Origin of the sequence: Streptomyces sp. CB02400 (genome assembly GCF_001905725.1) — a bacterium.
Lineage (GTDB): Bacteria > Actinomycetota > Actinomycetes > Streptomycetales > Streptomycetaceae > Streptomyces > Streptomyces atrovirens.
Genome location: NZ_LIWB01000013.1, coordinates 98,530 through 118,731 on the forward strand (window position 1 = coordinate 98,530; position 20,202 = coordinate 118,731).

Below are 20,202 nucleotides of genomic sequence, written 5' to 3' on the forward strand. Positions count from 1 at the left end.
CATCGCGTCGTTTTGACGATTACACTGGGCCCGTGCCTCAACTACGTCTCGCCCTGAATCAGATCGACTCGAGCGTCGGCGACCTCGCCGGCAACGCCGAAACGATTGTCCGCTGGACCCGGCACTCCGCCGAGCAGGGAGCGCACCTCGTGGCGTTCCCCGAGATGGCGCTGACCGGGTATCCCGTCGAGGACCTCGCCCTGCGGTCGTCCTTCGTGGAGGCCTCGCGGGCGGCGCTGCGCTCGCTGGCCGCGCGGCTCGCCGAGGAGGGCTTCGGGGAGCTTCCGGTGATCGTCGGGTACCTCGACCGCAGCGCCGCCGCCCAGCCGAAGTACGGGCAGCCGGCCGGTGCGCCGCAGAACGCGGGCGCCGTGCTGTACGGGGGTGAGGTGGTGCTGAGCTACGCCAAGCACCACCTGCCGAACTACGGCGTCTTCGACGAGTTCCGGTACTTCGTGCCCGGCGACACCATGCCGGTGGTGCGGGTGCGCGGGGTCGATGTCGCCCTCGCCATCTGTGAGGACCTGTGGCAGGACGGGGGGCGGGTGCCGGCGGCGCGGTCGGCCCGGGCCGGGCTGCTGCTGTCGATCAACGCCTCGCCGTACGAGCGGGACAAGGACGACACCCGGCTGGAGCTGGTGCGCAAGCGGGCGCAGGAGGCCGGGTGCACGACCGCGTACCTCGCGATGATGGGCGGGCAGGACGAGCTGGTCTTCGACGGGGACTCGATCGTCGTGGACCGTGACGGCGGCGTCGTGACGCGTGCGCCGCAGTTCGCCGAGGCGTGTGTCGTGGTCGACCTCGAGCTGCCCCTCGCGGAGGCCGACGCGCCGACGGGGGTCGTCGACGACGGGCTGCGGATCGACCGGGTCGTGCTGTCGGAGGAGCCTGTGCCCGCGTACGACGCCTCGTCGGCCGGAGGATACGCCTCGCGGCTCGACGATGACGAGGAGGTGTACTCCGCGCTGGTCGTGGGGCTGCGGGCGTACGTCGAGAAGAACGGGTTCCGGTCGGTGCTGATCGGGCTGTCCGGGGGGATCGACTCGGCGCTGGTCGCCGCTCTCGCCTGTGACGCGGTGGGGGCGGAGAACGTGTACGGCGTGTCGATGCCGTCGAAGTACTCGTCCGAGCACTCGAAGGACGATGCGGCGGAGCTGGCTCGGCGGACGGGGCTGAACTATCGGACGGTGGCGATCGAGCCGATGTTCGATGCGTATATGGGGGCGTTGGGGCTGACGGGGCTGGCGGAGGAGAACCTGCAGTCGCGGCTGCGGGGGACGCTGCTGATGGCGATCTCCAATCAGGAGGGGCACATCGTGCTGGCACCGGGGAACAAGTCGGAGCTGGCGGTGGGGTACTCGACGCTGTACGGGGACTCGGTCGGGGCGTACGGGCCGATCAAGGACGTGTACAAGACGTCGGTGTTCCAGCTGGCGGAGTGGCGCAACCGGGCGGCGGTGGAGCGGGGGCAGACGCCGCCGATTCCGGAGAACTCGATCTCGAAGCCGCCGAGTGCGGAGCTGCGGCCGGGGCAGGTGGACACGGACTCGCTGCCGGACTATCCGGTGCTGGACGCGATCCTGGCGCTGTACGTGGACCGGGACCGGGGGGCGGACGAGATCGTCGCGGCCGGGTTCGACGCGGAGCTGGTGACGAAGACGCTGCGGATGGTGGACCGGGCGGAGTACAAGCGGCGGCAGTACCCGCCGGGCACGAAGATCTCCCCGAAGGGCTTCGGCAAGGACCGCCGCCTGCCCATCACCAACGGCTGGCGCGAGGGCTGACGCCTTTACCGCCTGCGGCGCGGGGTTCGGTCCGGTGGGTGGGATGCCTGCGGTGCGGGGTTCGGTCCGGTGGGGGGATGCCTGCGGTGCGGGGTTCGGTCCGGTGGGGGGATGCCTGCGGCGCCGCTTTCGGTTCGGTGAGGGCTGGGGTAGCGCCTGCGGTCGGTGGGTGGGTCGGGGCCGGGTCGGGGGTGTCCGTCCTCGGACTGGCGCGATGGGGTTCCTCGGAGAGGTGCGGGGCGCGGACGCGCCAGCCACTGCGGGCGGCCACCCCCGCCCCGTCCCCTTCCCGCCGCGAGCGGCTGCGGTGCGCCCACCGTGGCACGCGCTCCGGACCGTACGCGCCTGCGCCCCGCCCTCCGCGCGCAGTCGTGCCGCAGGGCGGCACGGGTGGGCGCAACCTCCCCCGCCCTCCGCGGGCAATCGTGCCGCAGGGCGGCACGGGTGGGCGCGACGGCACCCCGTAAGCGCCGGGCCGCGCGACCCCACCCCCGGCCCACACCGACGCCGGGGCACTCCGCACAGCACGCCGGGCCGTGCGGCCCCCGGCCGACACCAGCACAGGGCATCCGCAAAGCACCGAACCACGCACGCCCCCGGCCCGCGCCGGCGCCGTGGCTCAGACCCCGCTCACCTCGGACCGCTGCGGCACACCCCCCGCGACCACCCGCTCACGCCCGACGGCCACCCCCGGCGCCGCCCTGCGGTCCACCGCGTACGCCACCGCCGCCACACCGACACCGAAGGCGGACAGCAACGCACCCGCGAGCGCCGGCGACGTCGTCCCGAAGCCGGCCGCCAGGGCCAGTCCCCCGATCCACGCCCCACCGGCGTTCGCCAGATTGAACGCCGCCTGGTTGGCCGACGAGGCCAGTGACGGCGCCGCGGACGCCTTCTCCATCACCATCAGCTGCAACGGCGACCCCGTCACGAACGCCGCCGTACCGAGCACGGTCACGGCGATCGCCGCGCTCACCTCCGTCCGCATCAGCAGCGGGAACAGCGCCAGGATCGCCGTCAGCGAAGCCAGACCACCGAACAGCGTCCCGCGCAGGGAGTGGTCGGCCAGCCGCCCGCCCAGCAGGTTGCCGGCCGTGGCACCCACGCCGAACAGGGCCAGCAGCAGCGTCACGCTCGTCTCGGCGTACCCCGCGGTACCGGTCAGCATCGGCGTGATGTAGCTGTACGCCGCGAAGAGCGCTCCGAAGCCCGCGACCGTCGTACCGAGGGCCAGCCAGACCGGCAGGGACCGCAGCGCCGCCAGTTCGCCGCGCAGCGCGGACCGCGGGGCGGGAGTGGCGTCGCGGGGGATCAGGAGGGCCAGGGACGCCATCGCCGCCAGGCCGATGGCGCTGACCCCGAGGAAGGTGGCCCGCCAGCCGACGTTCTGGCCCATGAGCGTGGCCACGGGGACGCCCGCCACGTTGGCCACGGTCAGGCCGAGGAACATCAGGGAGACCGAGCGGGCCTTGCGTTCCGGGGCCACCATCGTCGTGGCGACCACCGCTCCCACGCCGAAGAAGGCACCGTGCGGGAGGCCGCTGAGGAAGCGGGCGGCCAGCAGCCAGTTGTGGTCGGGGGCGAGCGCCGAGAGGGCGTTGCCCGCCACGAAGAGGGCCATGAGGGCGATCAGGACCGTGCGGCGGGCCATCCGCGCGGTCGCGGCGGCCAGCAGCGGGGCACCGACGACCACGCCCAGGGCGTAGGCCGAGACCAGGTGGCCCGCGCTGGGGATGGAGATGCCCAGGTCGTCCGCGACGTCGGGGAGCAGCCCCATCATCACGAACTCGGTGGTACCGAGGCCGAAGGCACCCACGGCGAGGGCGAGCAGGGCCAGGGGCATGACGTGCGGACCTTTCGGAGGACGAGATATGTTCACGTGCGGAACAAAGTCTCGCAGGTCCGGTATTCCATTGAGTGACCAGGGGATGAAGAAAGGGCGGCTGACCTGCGGTTTTCAGTCGTCCTGTGTGGTGACCCTCACACGGGCCGCTATGGGGAGGTGGTCGCTCGCCGTGGCCGGGAGGGTCCAGGAGCTCTCCGGTTCGGCGCCCTTGACCAGGATCTGGTCGATCCGCGCCATCGGGAACGACGCCGGCCAGCTGAAGCCGAAGCCACTGCCCACGGCGCCCTGGGTGGAGCGCATCTGGGAGGTGACGGCGTTCAGGGCGCGGTCGTTCATCGTGCCGTTCAGGTCACCGAGCAGCACGACGTTCGGCAGCGGTTCGTCGGCGATGGCCTCACCCAGGGCGTCGGCGCTCTTGTCCCTCTGACGGGCCGTGAAACCGGCCTCCAGCTTCACGCGGACCGAGGGGAGGTGGGCGACGTAGACGGCGACCTGGCCGGCGGGGGCGGCCACCGTGGCCCGCATCGCGCGCTTCCAGCCGAGGCGGATGTCGACCGCCTTCACGTCGCTCAGGGGGTACTTGCTCCACAGCCCGACGGTGCCGACCACCTCGTGGTACTCGTACGTCGACTCCAGCGCCCGCTCGTACGTCGGGACCTCCGACGCCTTCAGCTCCTCCAGGGCCAGCACGTCCGCGCCCGAGGCGGCCACGCTGCGGGCGGTGGCGGACGGGTCCGGGTTGTCGGCGTTGACGTTGTGCGTGGCCACCGTGAGGTCGCCGCCCGTGGCGGTCTTGTCGGTGAGCAGGCCGCCGAAGAGGTTCAGCCAGACGGCCGCCGGCAGGATCGTCGCGATCAGCGCCGTCGCCGACTTGCGGATCAGGCCGAGGACGAGCAGTACGGGGATCAGCAGGCCCACCCAGGGGAGGAAGGTGTCCACCAGGCTGCCCAGGTTGCCGATCGCGTTCGGGATGTGGCCGTGGGCCAGCATGACCAGGGCCGTCAGGACCGAGCAGGCGGCCAGGACGAGGCCGCGGCGCCAGATACGGCGGTCGCCGCGCCAGCCTCTGGTGAGGCGCTCGCGCAGGCGTCGGAGCCGGGTCGGCTGCGGCTCGGACCCCGAACCGCCGTTGTCCGTCTCCGTCATGTACGCCTGCTGCGCCATACCGTCGCCTCACAACCTGCCGTGCACACCGTCGCCCCCGTGTCCGTAAGACCCTAGGGGATGATCGGTTCCTTTCCTGCCGCCTCTCGACGGCCGTACGGGGGCGAGGACGTGCGGGGGCGCTCGGGGAGTTCCGGGCGGGGGCGGGGAAAGCGTCCTCTGTGACGAAACGCGCACATCGCGGCTAGCCGGTGACGGGGCGTAGGCCCTGGAGGAGCGTGTCGACGACCTGTTCGGCGAGGTCGTCCGGGAGGTCGGCGTCGGGGCGCAGGACGGTGCGGACGAGGATGGGGCCCACGACGATGTCGTTGAGGATCTCCATGTCGACGTCGGCGCGCAGTTCGCCGTTCTCCCGGCCCCGGCGCAGCACCTCCAGGCCGAGCCGGCGGCGCGGCAGGATGACGGTGTCGTGGTAGGCGGCCCAGAGGTTGGGGCTGCTCTTCATCTGGGCGCGCACGTTGTGCAGGATCGCCGAGGTCCGCCCGGCCAGGCCGCGCAGGCGCAGGGACTCCAGCAGGACGACGAGGTCGTCGCGCATGGAGGTGCCGGGGAGTTGGGGGTCCGGGGGCTCGGCGGCGCGCAGGACGTCGACGAGGAGCTGCTCCTTGCCGTTCCAGCGGCGGTAGATGGTGGCCTTGCCGACGCCGGCGGTGCGGGCGATGCGCTCGATGGAGAGCTCCGCGAGGGGCACGCCGTCCTCCAGGAGCTTCATCACTCCCTCGATGATGGCGCGTTCGACCGCCTCGCTGCGGGGGCGGCCCCGTGCGGGTCCGTCCTGCCGGGGGTCGGTGTCGGCCGGGATCACGTCGTCGGGTCCTTACGTCAGGGGTGGGCTGGGACGATTCTCCCGGTGGGCGGTGGCGACGGTCCACCGCCCAGGGGTCATCGGTCCGCCGCCGGCATCAGTTCCTGCTCCTCCTCGTCCCCTTCGGGCGTCGGCGTACGGCCGGGCAGGAACACGGCGACGACGACCGCGCCCAGCACCGCGACGCCCGCTCCCCACAGCGCGGTGACGTGCATGGCGTGCAGGAACGCGTCGTCGGCCGCGCCGATCAGGGGCTCGCCGCGCGCGCCCAGCCGGGCCGCCACGGCCAGGGTGGCCTCGATGGACTCGCCGGCGGTGTGCCGGACGCCGGGCGGCAGCAGGCCGAGGTCGTCCTCGATGCCGTTGCGGTAGGCGGCGGACAGCACCGAGCCGAGTACGGCGATGCCGAGGGCGCCGCCGACCTGGCGGAAGACGTTGCTGAGGGCGGAGGCGGAGCCGGCCTTCTCGCGGGGCAGGGCCTGCATGATGACGACGCTGACCGGTGTCATGACGTGCGCCATGCCGGCGCCCATGAGGAAGAAGACGACCTCCAGGATCCAGATCGGCGTGTCCCCGTCCAGGGTGGCGAACGCGGCCAGCGTCGCGGCGAGCACCAGCAGGCCGGCGGTCGTGGTGACCTTGTTGCCGAAGCGGTCCACCAGGAGGCGGGCCCGCGGCGCGAAGATCATCTGTGTGGCGGCCAGCGGCAGCATCAGCAGGCCCGTCTCCAGCGGCGAGTAGCCGCGCACGCTCTGGGTGTAGAACACGGCGAAGAACGTCACGCCCATCAGCGCGAAGAAGACCAGCGCGATCGCGACGACCGCGGCGGAGAACACCTTGTTCTTGAAGTAGGTGACGTCGATGGACGGGTGGTCGCTGCGCTTCTCGAACACCACGAACGCGGCGAGTACGGCGAGACCGGCGCCGATCGTCGACACCACCGTGACGTCGGTGAAGTCGGCGAGCTGGCCGCCCTTGATGATGCCGTAGACCAGCAGGACCAGTCCGGCCACGGACAGGACGACGCCGACGGGGTCGATCCGGCCCGGGTTCGGGTCGCGGGAGTCGGGGACCAGCCACAGCATCAGGGCGACGGCGAGGACGACGATGGGCACGTTGACGAGGAAGACCGAGCCCCACCAGAAGTGGTCCAGGAGGAATCCGCCGGTGATCGGGCCGATGGCGATGGCGAGGCCCACACCGCCCGCCCAGATGCCGATGGCCTTGGGCTGCTCGTCGCGTTCGAAGACGTTCATCAGGACGGCCAGGGTGGCCGGCATGACGAACGCGGCCCCCAGGCCCATCACCGCGCGGAAGCCGATCAGCTCGGCCGGTGAGCCGGAGAACGCGGCGAGCGCCGAGCCGACGCCGAACACGACGAGACCGCCGATCAACACCTTCTTGCGGCCGAGCCGGTCGCCGAGGAGTCCCGCGCTGAAGAGCAGACCGGCGAAGACGAGGGTGTAGGAGTTGATCGCCCACTCCAGCTCGCTCTGGGTGGCGCCCAGGCCGGTGGGGGCGGGGGTGGAGATCGTCTTGATGGCGACGTTCAGGATCGAGTTGTCGAGTACGACGATCAGCAGGCTCAGCATCAGCACGCCGAGGATCACCCAACGACGCCGGTGCACGGCTTCCGGGACCCGGCGGCGGGCAGGGGCGGCAGGAGAAGTCATGCGGCCCAGAGTAGTCAATTACGATACGGAACCGTCTCGTATCGTAAACGTTTTGCCCAGAACTTGCCGGGATATTGCACGGTGGAACTCACAGGGGTGCCTCTGGCCCTCGTCGGGGCGAGGTGCCACCATGGACGTGGTCCGGGGACGCCGTCAGGGCGCCTCGAGATGACGTGTTGGGAGACGGTTCAATGACGCAGCTTTCGGCTGCCCAGACCGGGACGACGTCCGGTTCCCCCTCCGGCGGAGCGACGCTGTACGGGGGCAAGGGCACGCGCCGTATCACTGTCCGCGACATCGCCGCCGCCAAGGAGCGCGGCGAGAAGTGGCCCATGCTCACCGCGTACGACGCGATGACCGCGTCCGTGTTCGACGAGGCCGGCATCCCGGTCATGCTCGTCGGTGACTCGGCCGGCAACTGCCACCTCGGGTACGAGACCACCGTGCCCGTGACCCTCGACGAGATGACCATGCTGTCGGCGGCGGTCGTGCGCGGGACCTCGCGCGCGCTGATCGTGGGCGACCTGCCCTTCGGCTCCTACCAGGAGGGTCCGGTGCAGGCGCTGCGCTCGGCGACCCGGCTGGTGAAGGAGGCCGGCGTCGGTGCCGTGAAGCTGGAGGGCGGCGAGCGGTCGCACCGGCAGATCGAGCTGCTTGTGGAGTCCGGGATCCCGGTGATGGCCCATATCGGGCTGACGCCGCAGTCGGTGAACGCGATGGGGTACCGGGTGCAGGGGCGGGGCGAGGAGGCGGCGCAGCAGTTGCTGCGGGACGCGAAGGCCGTGCAGGACGCGGGGGCGTTCGCGGTGGTGCTGGAACTGGTGCCGGCGGAGCTGGCGGCCGAGGTGACTCGGGTGCTGCACATTCCGACCGTCGGGATCGGGGCCGGGCCGGACACGGATGCGCAGGTGTTGGTGTGGACCGACATGCTGGGGCTGACCGGGGGGCGGGTGCCCAAGTTCGTCAAGCGGTACGCCGATCTGCGTGAGGTCATGAGCGGGGCGGCGAAGGCGTTCGCCGAGGATGTGGTCGGCGGGACCTTCCCGGAGGAAGCGCACTCCGTGCACTGAGCCACTGTCGCACCACCTGTCGGCCCCGTCGATCTTCCCCCGTCGGCGGGGCCGACGCATGTCCGGGCTGGGCGGGGGGTGTTCGCGCTGCCCGGCGCCAACGGGGTGCCGTCGCGCCCACCCGTGCCGCTGGGGGCACCTCCCAGGCCCTCGAGGCACTGGGGGAGGCACGACTGCCCGCGGCTGACGCTGCATGCGGCTGCCCGCGGAGGGCGTAGGAGGGCTGTCGGTGGGATGTCGGGGGTTTGTCGGTGGGGGTTGGGAGGGTTCTTGGCATGACGCGAAACGACAAGGACCTGGGGGGCGCGGGGAGCGCCGTCACCGTGCGGGGGCTGGTCAAGCACTACGGCGGGACCAAGGCGCTGGACGGGGTCGATCTGGATGTGCGTGAGGGCACCGTGATGGGGGTGCTCGGGCCGAACGGGGCCGGGAAGACCACGCTCGTACGGATCCTGTCCACCCTGCTCACGCCGACCGCCGGGCACGCCACCGTCGCGGGGTACGACGTGGTGCGCCAGCCGAGGCAGCTGCGCCGGGTGATCGGGCTGACCGGGCAGTACGCCTCCGTGGACGAGAAGCTTCCGGGGTGGGAGAACCTGTATCTGATCGGGCGGCTGCTCGACCTGTCCCGCAAGGAGGCGCGGTCCCGCGCCGACGAGCTGCTGGAGCGGTTCTCGCTCACCGAGGCGGCCCGCCGGCCGGCGGCCACCTACTCGGGCGGTATGCGGCGGCGCCTCGACCTGGCCGCCTCGATGATCGGCCGGCCGGCCGTGCTGTACCTGGACGAGCCGACCACGGGACTGGACCCCCGTACCCGCAACGAGGTGTGGGACGAGGTCAAGCGGCTGGTCGGGGACGGGGTGACGGTGCTGCTGACCACCCAGTACATGGAGGAGGCCGAGCAGCTCGCCTCCGAGCTGACCGTCGTGGACCGGGGCAAGGTCATCGCGAGCGGCGGCATCGAGGAGCTGAAGGCCAAGGTCGGCGGCCGTACGCTGCGGGTCCGCCCGGCCGATCCGCTGCAGTTGCGCCCGCTGGCGGACGCCCTCGACACGCTGGGCATCACCGGGCTCGCCACGACCACCGTGGACACCGAGCGGGGTGCCGTGCTCGTCCCGGTGCTCAGTGACGAGCAGTTGACCGCCGTGGTCGGCGCGGTCACCGCGCGCGGCATCACCCTCAGCTCCATCACCACCGAACTGCCCAGCCTGGACGAGGTGTTCCTGTCCCTCACCGGCCACCGTGCCAGTGCCCCGCAGGACGCCGTACCCGCCGAGACCCACGAGGAGGTCGTCGCCGTATGAGTGCCGCCACCGCCACCACCGACCTCCGCGCGGACGCGCGGATCCCGTTGCGCGCCCATCTGCGGCACACCGGGGCGCTCGTGCGCCGCAATCTGCTGTGGATACGGCAGGACCCGGAGTCGATGTTCGACGCCGTGCTGTTCCCGATCGTCTTCACCCTGCTGTTCGTGTACGTCTTCGGCGGCTCCATCGGGCAGTCGCTGGGCGGCGGGCAGGAGGCTTATGTGCAGTACATCGTGCCCGGCCTGATGGCCATGATGGGCATGAACATGGCCCAAGGAGTGGGCACCGGGTTCAACCAGGACTTCAACACCGGGGTCATGGACCGTTTCCGGTCGCTGCCGATCGGGCGCGGCTCGGTGCTGTTCGCGAAGATCTCGGTCGAGATGGTGCGGATGCTGATCGCCACCGCGATCCTGATGGTCGTCGGTGTGCTCGTCGGCTTCGACATCAACAACTGGCCGGGGCTGTTCGCCGCCGTGGGACTGTCCGCGGTGTTCGGCTCGGCACTGATGTGGATCTTCCTCACGCTGGGCGTGGTGATGAAGAACGCGCAGTCGGTGCAGGCGATGGGCTTCCTGGTGCTGATGCCGCTGCAGTTCGGCTCGTCGATCTTCGCGCCGACCCAGTCGATGCCGGGCTGGCTGGAGTCCTTCACCCAGGTCAACCCGCTGTCCGCGCTGGCGGACGCCGCGCGCGGGCTGATGGTGGGCGGCCCGGTCGCCCACGACCTGTGGATGACCCTGGCCTGGTCGGTGGGGATCACGGCGGTGATGGCACCGGTCGCGATCCACAAGTTCCGTACGAAGAGCTGATCACTCCGCTTCGAGCAGGGCGTCGACCTCGTCCGGGGAGAGGCCGGCGCCCTCGGCGTACGCGGTGTCGTACGCCGTGTCGCCGAGTGCCGCCCGAATGCGCGCCTCGGCGCGTTCGCGCGCCTCGCGTTCCATGCGCGGGGGGCTGTGCTCGGGCGGCAGCCAGGAGTCGGCGGCGCCGAGGCAGCGGCCCGCGTCCCGGGCGTGCCGTCCGCCGTCGACTCCGGCGAGGGCGGCGGCGCCCATGGTGACGTACGCCGAGCGCATATGGGGTGCCATGGCGGCGGACAGCGGATCGCCCGCCTGCCGGATCGCCTCGCGGAGGACGACCAGGGCCTGCTCGTCGTTGCCGTCGGCCACCTCCAGCCAGCCCTCGGCACCGAGGATGAACGCGTCGAAGACGACGTAGTGCGCGATGCGGAACTCCTCGCGCAACTCCCGCAGATTCTGCCGGGCCTCCGCCGTACGGCCGGTCGTGCACAGCCAGCCGATCAGGAAGAGCCGGGCGGCGGGCAGGGCCTCGGCATGCCGGCCGCGCGTGTCGTCGATGACCTCGCGCAGCAGCCGCTCACCGCGCTCCGCCTCACCCGCCTCCAGCAGCGCGTTGCCCAGCCGGGCGGTGAGCACGGCCGTGTGGGCGCGGGCGCCGAGGCGGTCGGCGTACTCGATCGCCACCTCGTAGTCCGCGGCGGCGGCCTCGTACGCGCCGGCTTGTTCGCGGGCCTCGCCGCGCGCGGAGAGGGCCTCGGCGATGCCCCAGGTGTCGCCGAGCCGGCGGTGGATCTCCAGGGCCTCGTCGGCGTCGCGGCGGGCGTCGCCGGCCCAGTCGCTGCGGTTGGCCAGGAAGTTGGCGCGCAGTTGGAGGTTGGAGGCCAGCTCCCATTCGAATCCGGGGTTCTCCCGGCAGGTGCGGATGGCGGCGTCGACCACGTGGCGCAGCCGCTCCATGTCGCCGGTCAGCATCACGGCGAACACCCAGAGCAGGCCGGGCGGCCGGCAGGCCTGCGGCATGCCGGGCTCGTACGTCGCGCCGACGAGGCGCAGCTTGTGCTGGGCCTGCGGGGTCTGCCAGTCGTCGAGTTCGGTGTCCATGTGGGCGAGATGGGCCAGGTGTACCCCGCGGCGGGCCTCGGCGAGGAGTTCGCCGGTCATCGGGGGCGGGGCGTCGGTGCAGCGCTCCCACAGCGGTACGGCGGGCCGTACCGGTTCGGTGAACGGGTCGGGGGCGAGGGCCATGACCTCGGAGCACCAGTTGCGGGCCTCGATGCGCAGATCGCGCATCTGCCAGTACCAGACGAGCGACAGGCAGATGCAGAGTGCCTCCTGCTCGTCGCGCAGGGCGAGGGCGTGGCGCAGGGCCGTGCGCACGTTCTCGTACTCCCGCTCCAGCAGTGCGATGGCGGCCACCTGGTTCGGGCCGCGCAGCATCGGCTCGGTGGTGCGGGCGACTTCACGGAAGTACGTCAGGTGCGCCCGCTCGGCCTCGGGGCGCCGGCCGGACTCGTCGAGGCGTTCGCCGGCGTACTCGGCGACGGTCTCCAGGAGCCGGTAGCGCATCTCGCCGTCGCCCGAGGGGGCGGCCACCACCAGGGACTTGTCGACGAGGGAGCCGAGCGCGTCGAGCGCGGCCGGTCCGCAGACGGCCTCGGCGGCGGCGAGGTCGCAGCCGCCCGCGAAGACCGACAGGCGGCCCAGTACGTCGCGTTCGTCCGCGTCGAGCAGGTCCCAGGACCAGTCGACGACGGCCCGCAGGGTCTGCTGCCTGGGGAGGACGGTGCGGCTGCCGGAGGTGAGCAGCCGGAAGCGGTCGTCGAGCCGGTCGGCGATCTGGCGCGGGGTGAGCATCCGCAGCCGGGCGGCGGCGAGTTCGATGGCCAGCGGCAGTCCGTCGAGGCGGCGGCAGATCTCCGCGCAGGCCGCCGCGGTGCCGTCGTCGGCGTCGGTGCGGAAACCGGGGCGGGCGGCGGCCCCCCGGTCGGCGAGCAGGCGCAGCGCGACCGGCTCGGGCAGCGGCTCCACCGGCCGCAGCAACTCCCCGCGCACGCCGAGGGGTTCGCGGCTGGTGGCGAGGACGGTGAGCTCGGGGCAGCGTTCCAGCAGCGCCTCGACGAGGTGGGCGGCGGCCTCGACGACGTGCTCGCAGTTGTCCAGGATCAGCAGCATGCGGCGCGGGCCGCAGTGTTCGGCGAGGCGCTCCACCGGGTCGTCGTGCCGGTCGGTGACGGCCCGCATGCTCTCGGCGCCGGCGCCGTAGAGCACGGTCTCGCGGGCGCCGACGGCGGTGAGGACGGCCTCGGGGACGGCCTCGGGGTCGTCGACCGGAGCGAGTTCGGCGAGCCACACGCCGTCGGGGAGGGTCTGCCGTACGGTCTCGGCGGCCTCCTGCGACAGCCGGGTCTTGCCGGCCCCGCCCGGCCCGAGCAGGGTCACCAGGCGGGCGGCGGTGAGGTCGGCGCGGATGGTCTCGATGTCGGCCTCCCGGCCGACGAACGAGGTCAGCCGGGCCCGCAGGTTGCCGGGCGGCGCACCGACCCGGCTTTTGGGCGCCGGCCCGGGTTTCAGCAACTCGGCGTGCAGTGCGCGCAGTTCGGTGCCGGGGTCGGAGCCGAGACGGTCCGCGAGCAGGCGTCGTACGTCCTCGTAGGCGGCCAGGGCCTCGGCGGTGCGGCCCGTGTCGCGCAGGGCGCGCAGCCGCAGCGCCTGGAGGGGTTCGTCGAGGGGGTGGCTGTCACACAGTGCGGTCAGCTCGGGCAGGGACTGCTCGGCGTCGCCGAGGGCGAGGGCGGCGGTGTGCCGGGCGCGCAGCACGTCCAGGTGCCGGGTCGCCAGGCGGGCCGCCTCCGCGGTGCGGTCGGGCAGGCCGGTGAGGGCGGGGCCGCGCCACAGGGCGAGGGCGTCGTCGAGGACGACGGCCGCCTTCGCCGGGTCGCCGTCGGCGAGGGCGCGCAGGCCGTCGCCGGCCAGCCGCTCGAAACGGTGCAGGTCGATGTCGTCGGGCGCGGCGGTCAGCCGGTAGCCGCCGTCGACGGAGGCGATCTGGTCCGCGCCGAGCGTGCGGCGCAGCCGCCCTATCAGGGCCTGGAGCGCCCCGGTGGCGTCGGCCGGCGGATCGGCGTCCCCCCAGACCTCGTCGACCAGCAGGCCCACGGGCACGGTGCGCCCGGTCCGCAGGGCGAGCACGGTCAGCAGGGCACGCAGCCGCGCCCCGCCGACGGGGACGACGGTGCCGTCGGGGCGGAGTGCCTGGGTGGTGCCGAGGATGCGGTAGCGCACGGGGTCCATTGTCTCCGGTGGTGCCGGCGGGGGGCACGGAGCCCGGTCGGCGTGGTCGGTGTGGTCGTTCCCACCCTGCGCGGAACCGGCGGCCGACGCGAGACGTTTTCACCGTGCGCCCGGTACCGTCGGGCGGTCCCCGTCCGCGCCCGACCGTCCGAGGAGCCCCATGACCACCGCCGCCACCCGTCACAGCGACCGGAGGATCAGCCCGGTCTTCCTGGGCATCCTGGCCGTGACGGCGGTCACCGGGTGGGCCACCTGGACCGGGTTCGCCGAGCAGCCGGGCGTGGCCGTGTTCCTGTTCGTGACGGCCGCCTGGATCGTCTCCCTGTGCCTGCACGAGTACGCGCACGCGCGCACCGCCCTGCACAGCGGCGACATATCGGTCGGCGCGAAGGGCTATCTCACGCTGAACCCGATGAAGTACACGCACGCCCTGCTGAGCATCGTGCTCCCGGTCGTCTTCGTCATCATGGGCGGGATCGGCCTGCCGGGCGGTGCCGTGTTCATCGAGCGCGGCCGGATCCGGGGGCGCTGGCGGCACAGTCTGATCTCGGCGGCGGGCCCGCTGACGAACGTGCTGTTCGCGATCGTGTGCACGGCGCCGTTCTGGCTGGGCGCGCTGGACGGCGTACCGGCCGACTTCCGCTTCGCGCTGGCGTTCCTGGCGCTGCTCCAGGTGACGGCCGCGATCCTGAACTTCCTGCCGGTTCCGGGCCTGGACGGCTACGGCGTGATCGAGCCCTGGCTGTCGTACGGCGTGAGGCGGCAGGTGGAGCCGTTCGCCCCGTTCGGTCTGCTGTTCGTGTTCGCGCTGCTGTGGGTGCCGTCGGTGAACGGCGCGTTCTTCGACGTGATCGACTCGCTGCTGGGGACGCTGGGCATCGACGAGCTCGACACGTACTGCGGCTACGACCTGTTCCGCTTCTGGCGGGAGACGAGCGGGTACTGCTCGGTCAGCCCGTGACGGAGCCGTCCCGCGCCGCCGCCGTCCGCCCGCGCCGCAGGTAGTACCAGGTCATGTTGGACGACAGTCCCGCCAGCAGCACCCAGACGATGCCGATGAACACGCTGCCCCGCACGAAGGAGACGACGGCCGCGGCGACGGTGAGGAGGCAGACGGCGAGGGCGTAGAGGGCGAGGCGGGGCATGGCTGGGGGCTCCTGTCGGGGGACACTGCTACGGCACTGCTACGGCCTCCAGTGTCCCCCATCGCCTCATACGTCCGTGACGCGGAGCCCGGCGTGTGCCTTGTAGCGGCGGTTGACGGAGATCAGGTTGGCGACCAGCGCCTCCACCTGGTGGGCGTTGCGCAGCCGCCCGGCGAAGACGCCCCGCATGCCCGGAATGCGCCCGGCGAGCGCCTGCACGGTCTCGACATCGGCCCGGACCTCGCCGAGCACCATCACATCGGTGTCGATCTCGTCGATCTCCGGGTCCTGGAGCAGTACGGCGGACAGGTGGTGGAAGGCGGCGGTGACCCGGGAGTCCGGCAGCAGCGCGGCGGCCTGCTGGGCGGCGCTGCCCTCCTCCGGCTTCAGCGCGTAGGCGCCCTGCTTGTCGAAGCCGAGCGGGTTGACGCAGTCCACGACGAGCTTGCCGGCCAGCTCCTCGCGCAGGGACTCGAGCGTCTTGCCGTGGCCGTCCCACGGCACGGCGACGATCACGATGTCGCTGCGCCGGGCGGTCTCGGCGTTGTCGGCGCCCTCGACGCCGTGTCCGAGCTCCTCGGCGGCGTCCCGGGCGCGCTCGGCGGCGCGGGAGCCGATGATCACCTTCTGGCCGGCCTTGGCGAGCCGGTAGGCCAGGCCCTTGCCCTGCGGCCCGGTGCCGCCGAGCACGCCGACGACGAGCCCGGAGACGTCGGGCAGGTCCCAGGGGTCCTTGGCGGGGGCCTTCGCGGGCGGCTGTGCGCTGTCACTGGAGGTCATGGCCCGACTCTACGTCCGTGACGGCGCCGTGCCCGGTGTACGTGAGCCCTGTCACGCGGTCCGGGACCGTGTCCCCGGTTCGGGCGAATCCGGGCCGAACACCGGTCCGCGGCGACGCGGTTGGGGAAAGATGCGGCGGCATGGACGCGGTACGGGTCGCGCTGCTGCGGGAAGTGCTCGCCGGGACGGAATGGCTGGGCGCCACCCGGCACTTCGCGGGGACGCTGCGCGGGTCGGTGGTCTCGCACGGCGGCGGGCTGCTGCTCGTGGGCACACCGGCGTACGAGCCGTGGCATCTGGCGGCACACCTGGCGGACGAGGCCGCCTGGTCGGGCACCCCTGAGCTGGCCCCCACGCTCGTACGGCACGACGCGCGCCCCTCGGACCCCGCGCACCTGGCGGTGGGCCTGGGGCGCCTGGAGGCGGCGCGGCGGGGTGAGACGCTGCTGGTGGTCGCGCCCGGGGAGACGGCCGCAGAGGCGCCCGGGGAAGCGGCCGGGGAGGTGGCCGCCCCGCTCCTGGAACGGGTGTGCGACGCCCGCCGGGCCGGGGCGACGGTGCTGTCGCTGGGCCCCGGTGAGGGTGAGCTCCCGGCGATGGCCCACGAGATCCTGCCCGTGCCCGACGGCTCCGAGCTGGACCTGGACACCGTGCAGCACCTGGTCAGCGCGGCGGCCGGCGAGAACGCGCTGCCGGCCCGCCGGGGCCCCCGCCGCTTCCGGGACCGCCTGTCGCGGCTGGCCGACCTGCTGACGGCCCCGCCGCCGACGCGCTGGTAGCGCGGCCCGCGCCGGTGCGGTCAGTCGTCGTCCCGCTCGCCCGCGGGGGCGTCGCGCCACCTGGAGTCGTTCTCCCACTGGAGGTTGCGCTCGCGGGCCGTCTCCATGGCGTGCTCGGCCTCGGTGCGGCTGGCGTACGGGCCGAAGCGGTCCTTGCCGGGACAGTCGGGCCCCTCCTCGACCTTCTTGTGCTCCAGGCAGTAGTACCACTCGCCCGGCTTTCCGACCGTCCGCTTCTTGAACAGGGGCATGACCGGCTCCTCTCACCGTCTCACCGTCTCACCGTCTCGCCAGGAAGATGGTCCCCCGTCGCCGCTGAATTAGACTCGCTGGCATGTCTGGCCAGTCGCTGCTCGCCCCTGGGGAGCTGTCCCCCACCCGTTCCGTGCCCGGGAACATCCGTCGTCCCGAATACGTCGGCAAGCCCGCCCCGACGCCGTACACCGGTCCGGAGGTGCAGACGCCCGAGACGATCGAGGCGATGCGCACCGCCGGCCGGATCGCCGCGCGGGCGATGGCGGAGGCCGCGAAGCTGATCGCGCCCGGCGTGACGACGGACGAACTGGACCGGGTGGCGCACGAGTACATGTGCGACCACGGCGCCTACCCGTCGACGCTCGGCTACCGCGGCTTCCCCAAGTCGCTGTGCACGTCGGTCAACGAGGTGATCTGCCACGGCATCCCGGACTCGACGGTGCTGCGCGACGGCGACATCGTCAACCTGGACGTGACGGCGTACATCGGCGGGGTGCACGGCGACAACAACGCGACGTACCTGGTCGGGGAGGTGGACGAGGAGAGCCGCCTGCTGGTGGAACGCACCCGCGAGTCCCTCGCCCGCGCGATCAAGGCGGTCAAGCCGGGCCGGCAGATCAACATCATCGGCCGGGTGATCGAGTCGTACGCGAAGCGGTTCGGCTACGGCGTGGTCCGTGACTTCACCGGCCACGGCATCAACTCGTCCTTCCACTCGGGCCTGATCGTCCCGCACTACGACAGTCCGCACGCGACGACGGTGATCCAGCCGGGGATGACCTTCACCATCGAGCCGATGCTGACGCTGGGGACCCACGAGTACGACATGTGGGACGACGGCTGGACGGTCGTGACGAAGGACCGCAAGCGCACGGCGCAGTTCGAGCACACGCTGGTGGTGACGGACACGGGCGCGGACATCCTGACGCTGCCGTAGGGCGGCCCGACCTGCCCGCCCTCCGCCTCGGGGGGCGGGCTTTCCCATGCCGTGGCAGGGTGGGGAGTTACCGACAGTCCGTCGGCAAGCCATTGACTTAGGTAAGCCTAACCATAGAAGATCTGAACCCATGGACTCCTTCTCGACCCTCATCCGCACCGCCTCCCACGAGCAGCACATGGAGGCGGAGACGTCGACGTTCATGAGCGATCTGCTCGGCGGCCGACTGGGCGTGGACGCGTACGCGCGCTACACCGAGCAGCTGTGGTTCGTGTACGAGGCCCTGGAGTCCGAAGCGCAACGGCTGACCCCGGACCCGGTGGCGGGCCCGTTCGTCCGGCCGGAACTGTTCCGCCTGCCCTCCCTGGAACGCGACCTGGCCCACCTGCGCGGCCCCGACTGGCGCTCGTCGCTGACCGCGTTGCCCGCCACGCAGACGTACGCGGCCCGAGTCACCGAGTGCGCCCGCGCCTGGCCGTCCGGCTACGTCGCCCACCACTACACCCGCTACCTCGGCGACCTCTCCGGCGGCCAGATCATCCGCGACAAGGCGGAGAAGACTTGGGGCTTCGCGAGGAAGGGCGACGGCGTCCGCTTCTACGTCTTCGAGGAGATCTCCAACCCTGCGGCCTTCAAGCGGGGTTACCGCGAACTCCTGGACTCGGTCCCGGTGGACGACCTGGAGAAGCAGCGCATCGTGGCGGAGTGCAAGCGGGCGTTCGCGCTGAACACGGACGTGTTCCGGGCGCTGGGCGAGGAGTTCCCGTTGTCGGCGTGACTCCGGTGGCCGGGGTCACAGGAACCGCAGTCGCTCCATGGCCCCGCGCAACTCAGTGGTCCAGCGCCGGTACGCGGGCACCTTGCTCAGCGCGTCGAGCGCGACCGTCTGCCCCAGCCGGCCGAAGTCCCGCTCCGCGTCGCGCCGCCCGCCCAGTGCCGCCTTCAGCACGGCCTTCGGGTCGGCCACCTTCTCCACGTCGTACGGCAGCTCCCACGCGGCGTCACGCGTGGGTGCGGCCTCGCTGAGCGCCTCGGGGTCCGCCAGCATCCACGCCTCGGTCTCCCGCACGGGCACCAGGGCCACGATGCGGTGCGCGTCGTCGGGGAACCGCTCACGGACGGCATCGACCTTGCCCCGCTCGTTGTGGTCGTGGTGGACCATCACGATGTCGAAGTAGCGGAGCAGGTCGGTCACTTCACGCGCCACCAGGTCCCGGTGCGCCACGGTGAAGCACTCGCCGGCGACCACTCCCGAGTAGTCGAAGCCGACCGGCGCCTCAAGGGCGAGTTCGGCGATCAGCCGGTCGACGAGCGGAACGAGGAACCACTGGTCACTGGCCCCCTCCGTCAGGAGGGCGAGACTGAGATACCTACGCCCCACGCGCGTACCGTCCCAGGGGATCGAGGTACTTCCGCACTTCGAGGGGGGTGACGAACGTCCCGCGCTCGCCGCTCTCCGCCACCTTCCGCGCCCGGCTCAGCCGACGGGGCGGATGACCGTCACCGAACCGGGTCACGGTGTCCAGGAACACCACCGAGTCCGGGGCGTCCTCCAGCGCGGCGGCGAGCGCGACCGGCGAGTGGGTGGTGATCAGGATCTGCCTTCCGTCACCGGCGGTGAGCGTCGCCGGGTCGCTGGTTCTGCCCTTGAGCCGGGACAGCAGCTGCGGGACCCGGGTGGGATGGAGGCCGTTCTCGGGTTCCTCGATCAGGAGGAGCCCTTCATGTGCGGGGTCGTGGGCCGCGGCGAGCAGCGCCAGAACGCGCAGGGTGCCCGCCGACGCGGCGCCAGGGATCACACGGTGCTCGTGCCGGTGCTGGAGCCAGACGTCCCACTGCCCCCACTCGGCGTTCGCCTCCACCGTGATGTCCACGAGGTCGGGGAGCAGCGCCACGGCGTCGGCGCGGAAGTCGTACCAGCGCTCCGGGTCCCGGGCGATCCGCCCCAGGACGGCCCCGAGGTTCTTGCCGTCCTCCGCGAGGGGCGCGGTGTCGTACGTGGAGGAGACGACGCGCATCGCCTTCGGCGAAGGTTCGAGGATCCGCCAGTTCCTGGTGGCCCCGGCCAGCTCCCTGCGGTACGCGGCGTCCTGTACGGGGACTTCCGTGCAGTGCAGCTGACCGGTTTCGTCGAGGTTCAAGTACGGCAATGCGGGCGGGGTCCAGTCCGCGCCCGCGTAGTGGTCATGGACGTTGAGCACCTCGGTGTCGACGCGCAGGGGGTCCGGTGGATCCACGTACGTCACCCGGGCCTCGACCCGGAGATGGCAGTACCCGGTGTCACCGTGCACCAGCACATGGGCGGCGAACCGCATGCCCCCGACCGGCGCACCGTCCGGCCCGCGCCGGAACAGTTCCTTCGGGCCACCCCGGCGGGCGTGGTCGACCAGGGTCTGGCCGGTCGGCTCCCGGATCAGCTGGCCCAGCAGGTCGACGGCCTCCAGCAGGTTGGACTTGCCCGAGGCGTTGGCTCCCACCAGGACGGTGAACGGCGACAGGTCGAGGGCGAAGTCGTCGAACGACTTGTACCCGTCGATCTCGATCCGCGTGATCACCCTGCCAC

At 72.1% G+C, this 20,202-nt stretch carries 18 protein-coding genes; 8 read left to right on the top strand and 10 right to left on the bottom strand.

The window, feature by feature from the left end; genetic code table 11:
* Nucleotides 1–32 precede the first annotated feature (32 nt).
* Nucleotides 33–1,784, top strand: coding sequence for an NAD+ synthase (locus AMK33_RS27555; RefSeq protein WP_073935670.1), 1,752 nt, complete (start codon nt 33–35; stop codon nt 1,782–1,784).
* Nucleotides 1,785–2,403: 619 nt separating this feature from the next.
* On the opposite strand, the gene AMK33_RS27560 is transcribed toward AMK33_RS27555, so the two are convergent.
* The 4 genes from AMK33_RS27560 to AMK33_RS27575 form a co-directional block, all read right to left on the bottom strand.
* Complete coding sequence (locus tag AMK33_RS27560) at nt 2,404–3,627, bottom strand: MFS transporter (protein ID WP_073935671.1); 1,224 nt, start codon at nt 3,625–3,627, stop codon at nt 2,404–2,406.
* A gap of 114 nt (nt 3,628–3,741) precedes the next feature.
* Nucleotides 3,742–4,794: an endonuclease/exonuclease/phosphatase family protein gene (locus tag AMK33_RS27565; RefSeq protein ID WP_075806921.1), complete on the bottom strand. Its 1,053-nt coding sequence runs from the start codon at nt 4,792–4,794 to the stop codon at nt 3,742–3,744.
* 184 nt (nt 4,795–4,978) lie between these two features.
* A complete protein-coding gene (locus AMK33_RS27570; RefSeq protein WP_073935672.1) occupies nt 4,979–5,599 on the bottom strand; it encodes a TetR/AcrR family transcriptional regulator in 621 nt (206 codons plus the stop codon).
* A 77-nt stretch (nt 5,600–5,676) separates the two neighbouring features.
* The gene (locus AMK33_RS27575; RefSeq protein ID WP_073935673.1) at nt 5,677–7,272 is read right to left on the bottom strand and encodes an MFS transporter; all 1,596 of its coding nucleotides are present in this window, start codon (nt 7,270–7,272) and stop codon (nt 5,677–5,679) included.
* A gap of 191 nt (nt 7,273–7,463) precedes the next feature.
* Here AMK33_RS27575 and panB point away from each other — a divergent pair, with 191 nt between their 5' ends.
* The 3 genes from panB to AMK33_RS27590 all read left to right on the top strand — a co-directional run bounded on the left by panB (nt 7,464) and on the right by AMK33_RS27590 (nt 10,461).
* The gene (panB, locus tag AMK33_RS27580) at nt 7,464–8,342 is read left to right on the top strand and encodes a 3-methyl-2-oxobutanoate hydroxymethyltransferase (RefSeq protein ID WP_073935674.1); all 879 of its coding nucleotides are present in this window, start codon (nt 7,464–7,466) and stop codon (nt 8,340–8,342) included.
* A gap of 275 nt (nt 8,343–8,617) precedes the next feature.
* Nucleotides 8,618–9,646, top strand: a complete 1,029-nt coding sequence (locus AMK33_RS27585; RefSeq protein ID WP_201263093.1) for an ATP-binding cassette domain-containing protein — start codon at nt 8,618–8,620, stop codon at nt 9,644–9,646.
* Nucleotides 9,643–10,461 (top strand): ABC transporter permease, encoded by an 819-nt coding sequence (locus tag AMK33_RS27590; RefSeq protein ID WP_073935676.1) that lies wholly within the window; start codon nt 9,643–9,645, stop codon nt 10,459–10,461. The genes AMK33_RS27585 and AMK33_RS27590 overlap by 4 nt, the downstream gene beginning before the upstream one ends.
* Here AMK33_RS27590 and AMK33_RS27595 read toward each other — a convergent pair whose 3' ends face one another.
* The gene (locus AMK33_RS27595) at nt 10,462–13,743 is read right to left on the bottom strand and encodes a BTAD domain-containing putative transcriptional regulator (protein ID WP_073935677.1); all 3,282 of its coding nucleotides are present in this window, start codon (nt 13,741–13,743) and stop codon (nt 10,462–10,464) included.
* A gap of 160 nt (nt 13,744–13,903) precedes the next feature.
* Here AMK33_RS27595 and AMK33_RS27600 point away from each other — a divergent pair, with 160 nt between their 5' ends.
* Nucleotides 13,904–14,704: a site-2 protease family protein gene (locus tag AMK33_RS27600; RefSeq protein ID WP_073935678.1), complete on the top strand. Its 801-nt coding sequence runs from the start codon at nt 13,904–13,906 to the stop codon at nt 14,702–14,704.
* Here AMK33_RS27600 and AMK33_RS27605 read toward each other — a convergent pair.
* Together AMK33_RS27605 and npdG are read right to left on the bottom strand one after the other, a co-directional pair.
* Entirely contained in the window at nt 14,694–14,888 is a 195-nt protein-coding gene (locus AMK33_RS27605; protein WP_073935679.1) for a hypothetical protein, read from the bottom strand. The genes AMK33_RS27600 and AMK33_RS27605 overlap by 11 nt on opposite strands.
* 66 nt (nt 14,889–14,954) lie before the next feature.
* Complete coding sequence (npdG, locus tag AMK33_RS27610; RefSeq protein WP_073935680.1) at nt 14,955–15,668, bottom strand: NADPH-dependent F420 reductase; 714 nt, start codon at nt 15,666–15,668, stop codon at nt 14,955–14,957.
* A gap of 140 nt (nt 15,669–15,808) precedes the next feature.
* Between npdG and AMK33_RS27615 the strand changes: the two genes are divergently transcribed.
* Entirely contained in the window at nt 15,809–16,447 is a 639-nt protein-coding gene (locus tag AMK33_RS27615; RefSeq protein ID WP_073935681.1) for a hypothetical protein, read from the top strand.
* A gap of 20 nt (nt 16,448–16,467) precedes the next feature.
* On the opposite strand, the gene AMK33_RS27620 is transcribed toward AMK33_RS27615, so the two are convergent.
* On the bottom strand, nt 16,468–16,698 hold the full coding sequence (locus AMK33_RS27620; RefSeq protein ID WP_073935682.1) for a hypothetical protein: 231 nt from the start codon (nt 16,696–16,698) through the stop codon (nt 16,468–16,470).
* A gap of 83 nt (nt 16,699–16,781) precedes the next feature.
* Between AMK33_RS27620 and map the strand changes: the two genes are divergently transcribed.
* Nucleotides 16,782–17,639: a type I methionyl aminopeptidase gene (gene map, locus AMK33_RS27625; protein WP_073935683.1), complete on the top strand. Its 858-nt coding sequence runs from the start codon at nt 16,782–16,784 to the stop codon at nt 17,637–17,639.
* Nucleotides 17,640–17,769: 130 nt separating this feature from the next.
* The gene (locus tag AMK33_RS27630) at nt 17,770–18,417 is read left to right on the top strand and encodes a biliverdin-producing heme oxygenase (RefSeq protein ID WP_073935684.1); all 648 of its coding nucleotides are present in this window, start codon (nt 17,770–17,772) and stop codon (nt 18,415–18,417) included.
* A 15-nt stretch (nt 18,418–18,432) separates the two neighbouring features.
* Here the strand turns inward: AMK33_RS27630 and AMK33_RS27635 are convergent, their stop codons facing one another.
* Together AMK33_RS27635 and AMK33_RS27640 are read right to left on the bottom strand one after the other, a co-directional pair.
* Nucleotides 18,433–19,020, bottom strand: coding sequence for a DUF4276 family protein (locus AMK33_RS27635; protein ID WP_073935685.1), 588 nt, complete (start codon nt 19,018–19,020; stop codon nt 18,433–18,435).
* Nucleotides 19,010–20,194 carry an AAA family ATPase gene (locus AMK33_RS27640; protein WP_073935686.1) on the bottom strand — a complete coding sequence of 395 codons (1,185 nt, stop codon included), beginning with the start codon at nt 20,192–20,194 and terminating at the stop codon, nt 19,010–19,012. The genes AMK33_RS27635 and AMK33_RS27640 overlap by 11 nt, the downstream gene beginning before the upstream one ends.
* Nucleotides 20,195–20,202 lie beyond the last annotated feature (8 nt).

Coding starts and splice junctions, on each gene's coding strand:
- AMK33_RS27565 (WP_075806921.1), bottom strand. CDS start 4,794: ATGGCGCAGCAGGCGTACATGACGGAGACGGACAACGGCGGTTCGGGG.
- AMK33_RS27615 (WP_073935681.1), top strand. CDS start 15,809: ATGGACGCGGTACGGGTCGCGCTGCTGCGGGAAGTGCTCGCCGGGACG.
- AMK33_RS27620 (WP_073935682.1), bottom strand. CDS start 16,698: ATGCCCCTGTTCAAGAAGCGGACGGTCGGAAAGCCGGGCGAGTGGTAC.
- AMK33_RS27605 (WP_073935679.1), bottom strand. CDS start 14,888: ATGCCCCGCCTCGCCCTCTACGCCCTCGCCGTCTGCCTCCTCACCGTC.
- AMK33_RS27630 (WP_073935684.1), top strand. CDS start 17,770: ATGGACTCCTTCTCGACCCTCATCCGCACCGCCTCCCACGAGCAGCAC.
- AMK33_RS27575 (WP_073935673.1), bottom strand. CDS start 7,272: ATGACTTCTCCTGCCGCCCCTGCCCGCCGCCGGGTCCCGGAAGCCGTG.
- panB (WP_073935674.1), top strand. CDS start 7,464: ATGACGCAGCTTTCGGCTGCCCAGACCGGGACGACGTCCGGTTCCCCC.
- npdG (WP_073935680.1), bottom strand. CDS start 15,668: ATGACCTCCAGTGACAGCGCACAGCCGCCCGCGAAGGCCCCCGCCAAG.
- AMK33_RS27600 (WP_073935678.1), top strand. CDS start 13,904: ATGACCACCGCCGCCACCCGTCACAGCGACCGGAGGATCAGCCCGGTC.
- AMK33_RS27585 (WP_201263093.1), top strand. CDS start 8,618: ATGACGCGAAACGACAAGGACCTGGGGGGCGCGGGGAGCGCCGTCACC.
- AMK33_RS27590 (WP_073935676.1), top strand. CDS start 9,643: ATGAGTGCCGCCACCGCCACCACCGACCTCCGCGCGGACGCGCGGATC.
- AMK33_RS27595 (WP_073935677.1), bottom strand. CDS start 13,743: ATGGACCCCGTGCGCTACCGCATCCTCGGCACCACCCAGGCACTCCGC.
- AMK33_RS27560 (WP_073935671.1), bottom strand. CDS start 3,627: ATGCCCCTGGCCCTGCTCGCCCTCGCCGTGGGTGCCTTCGGCCTCGGT.
- map (WP_073935683.1), top strand. CDS start 16,782: ATGTCTGGCCAGTCGCTGCTCGCCCCTGGGGAGCTGTCCCCCACCCGT.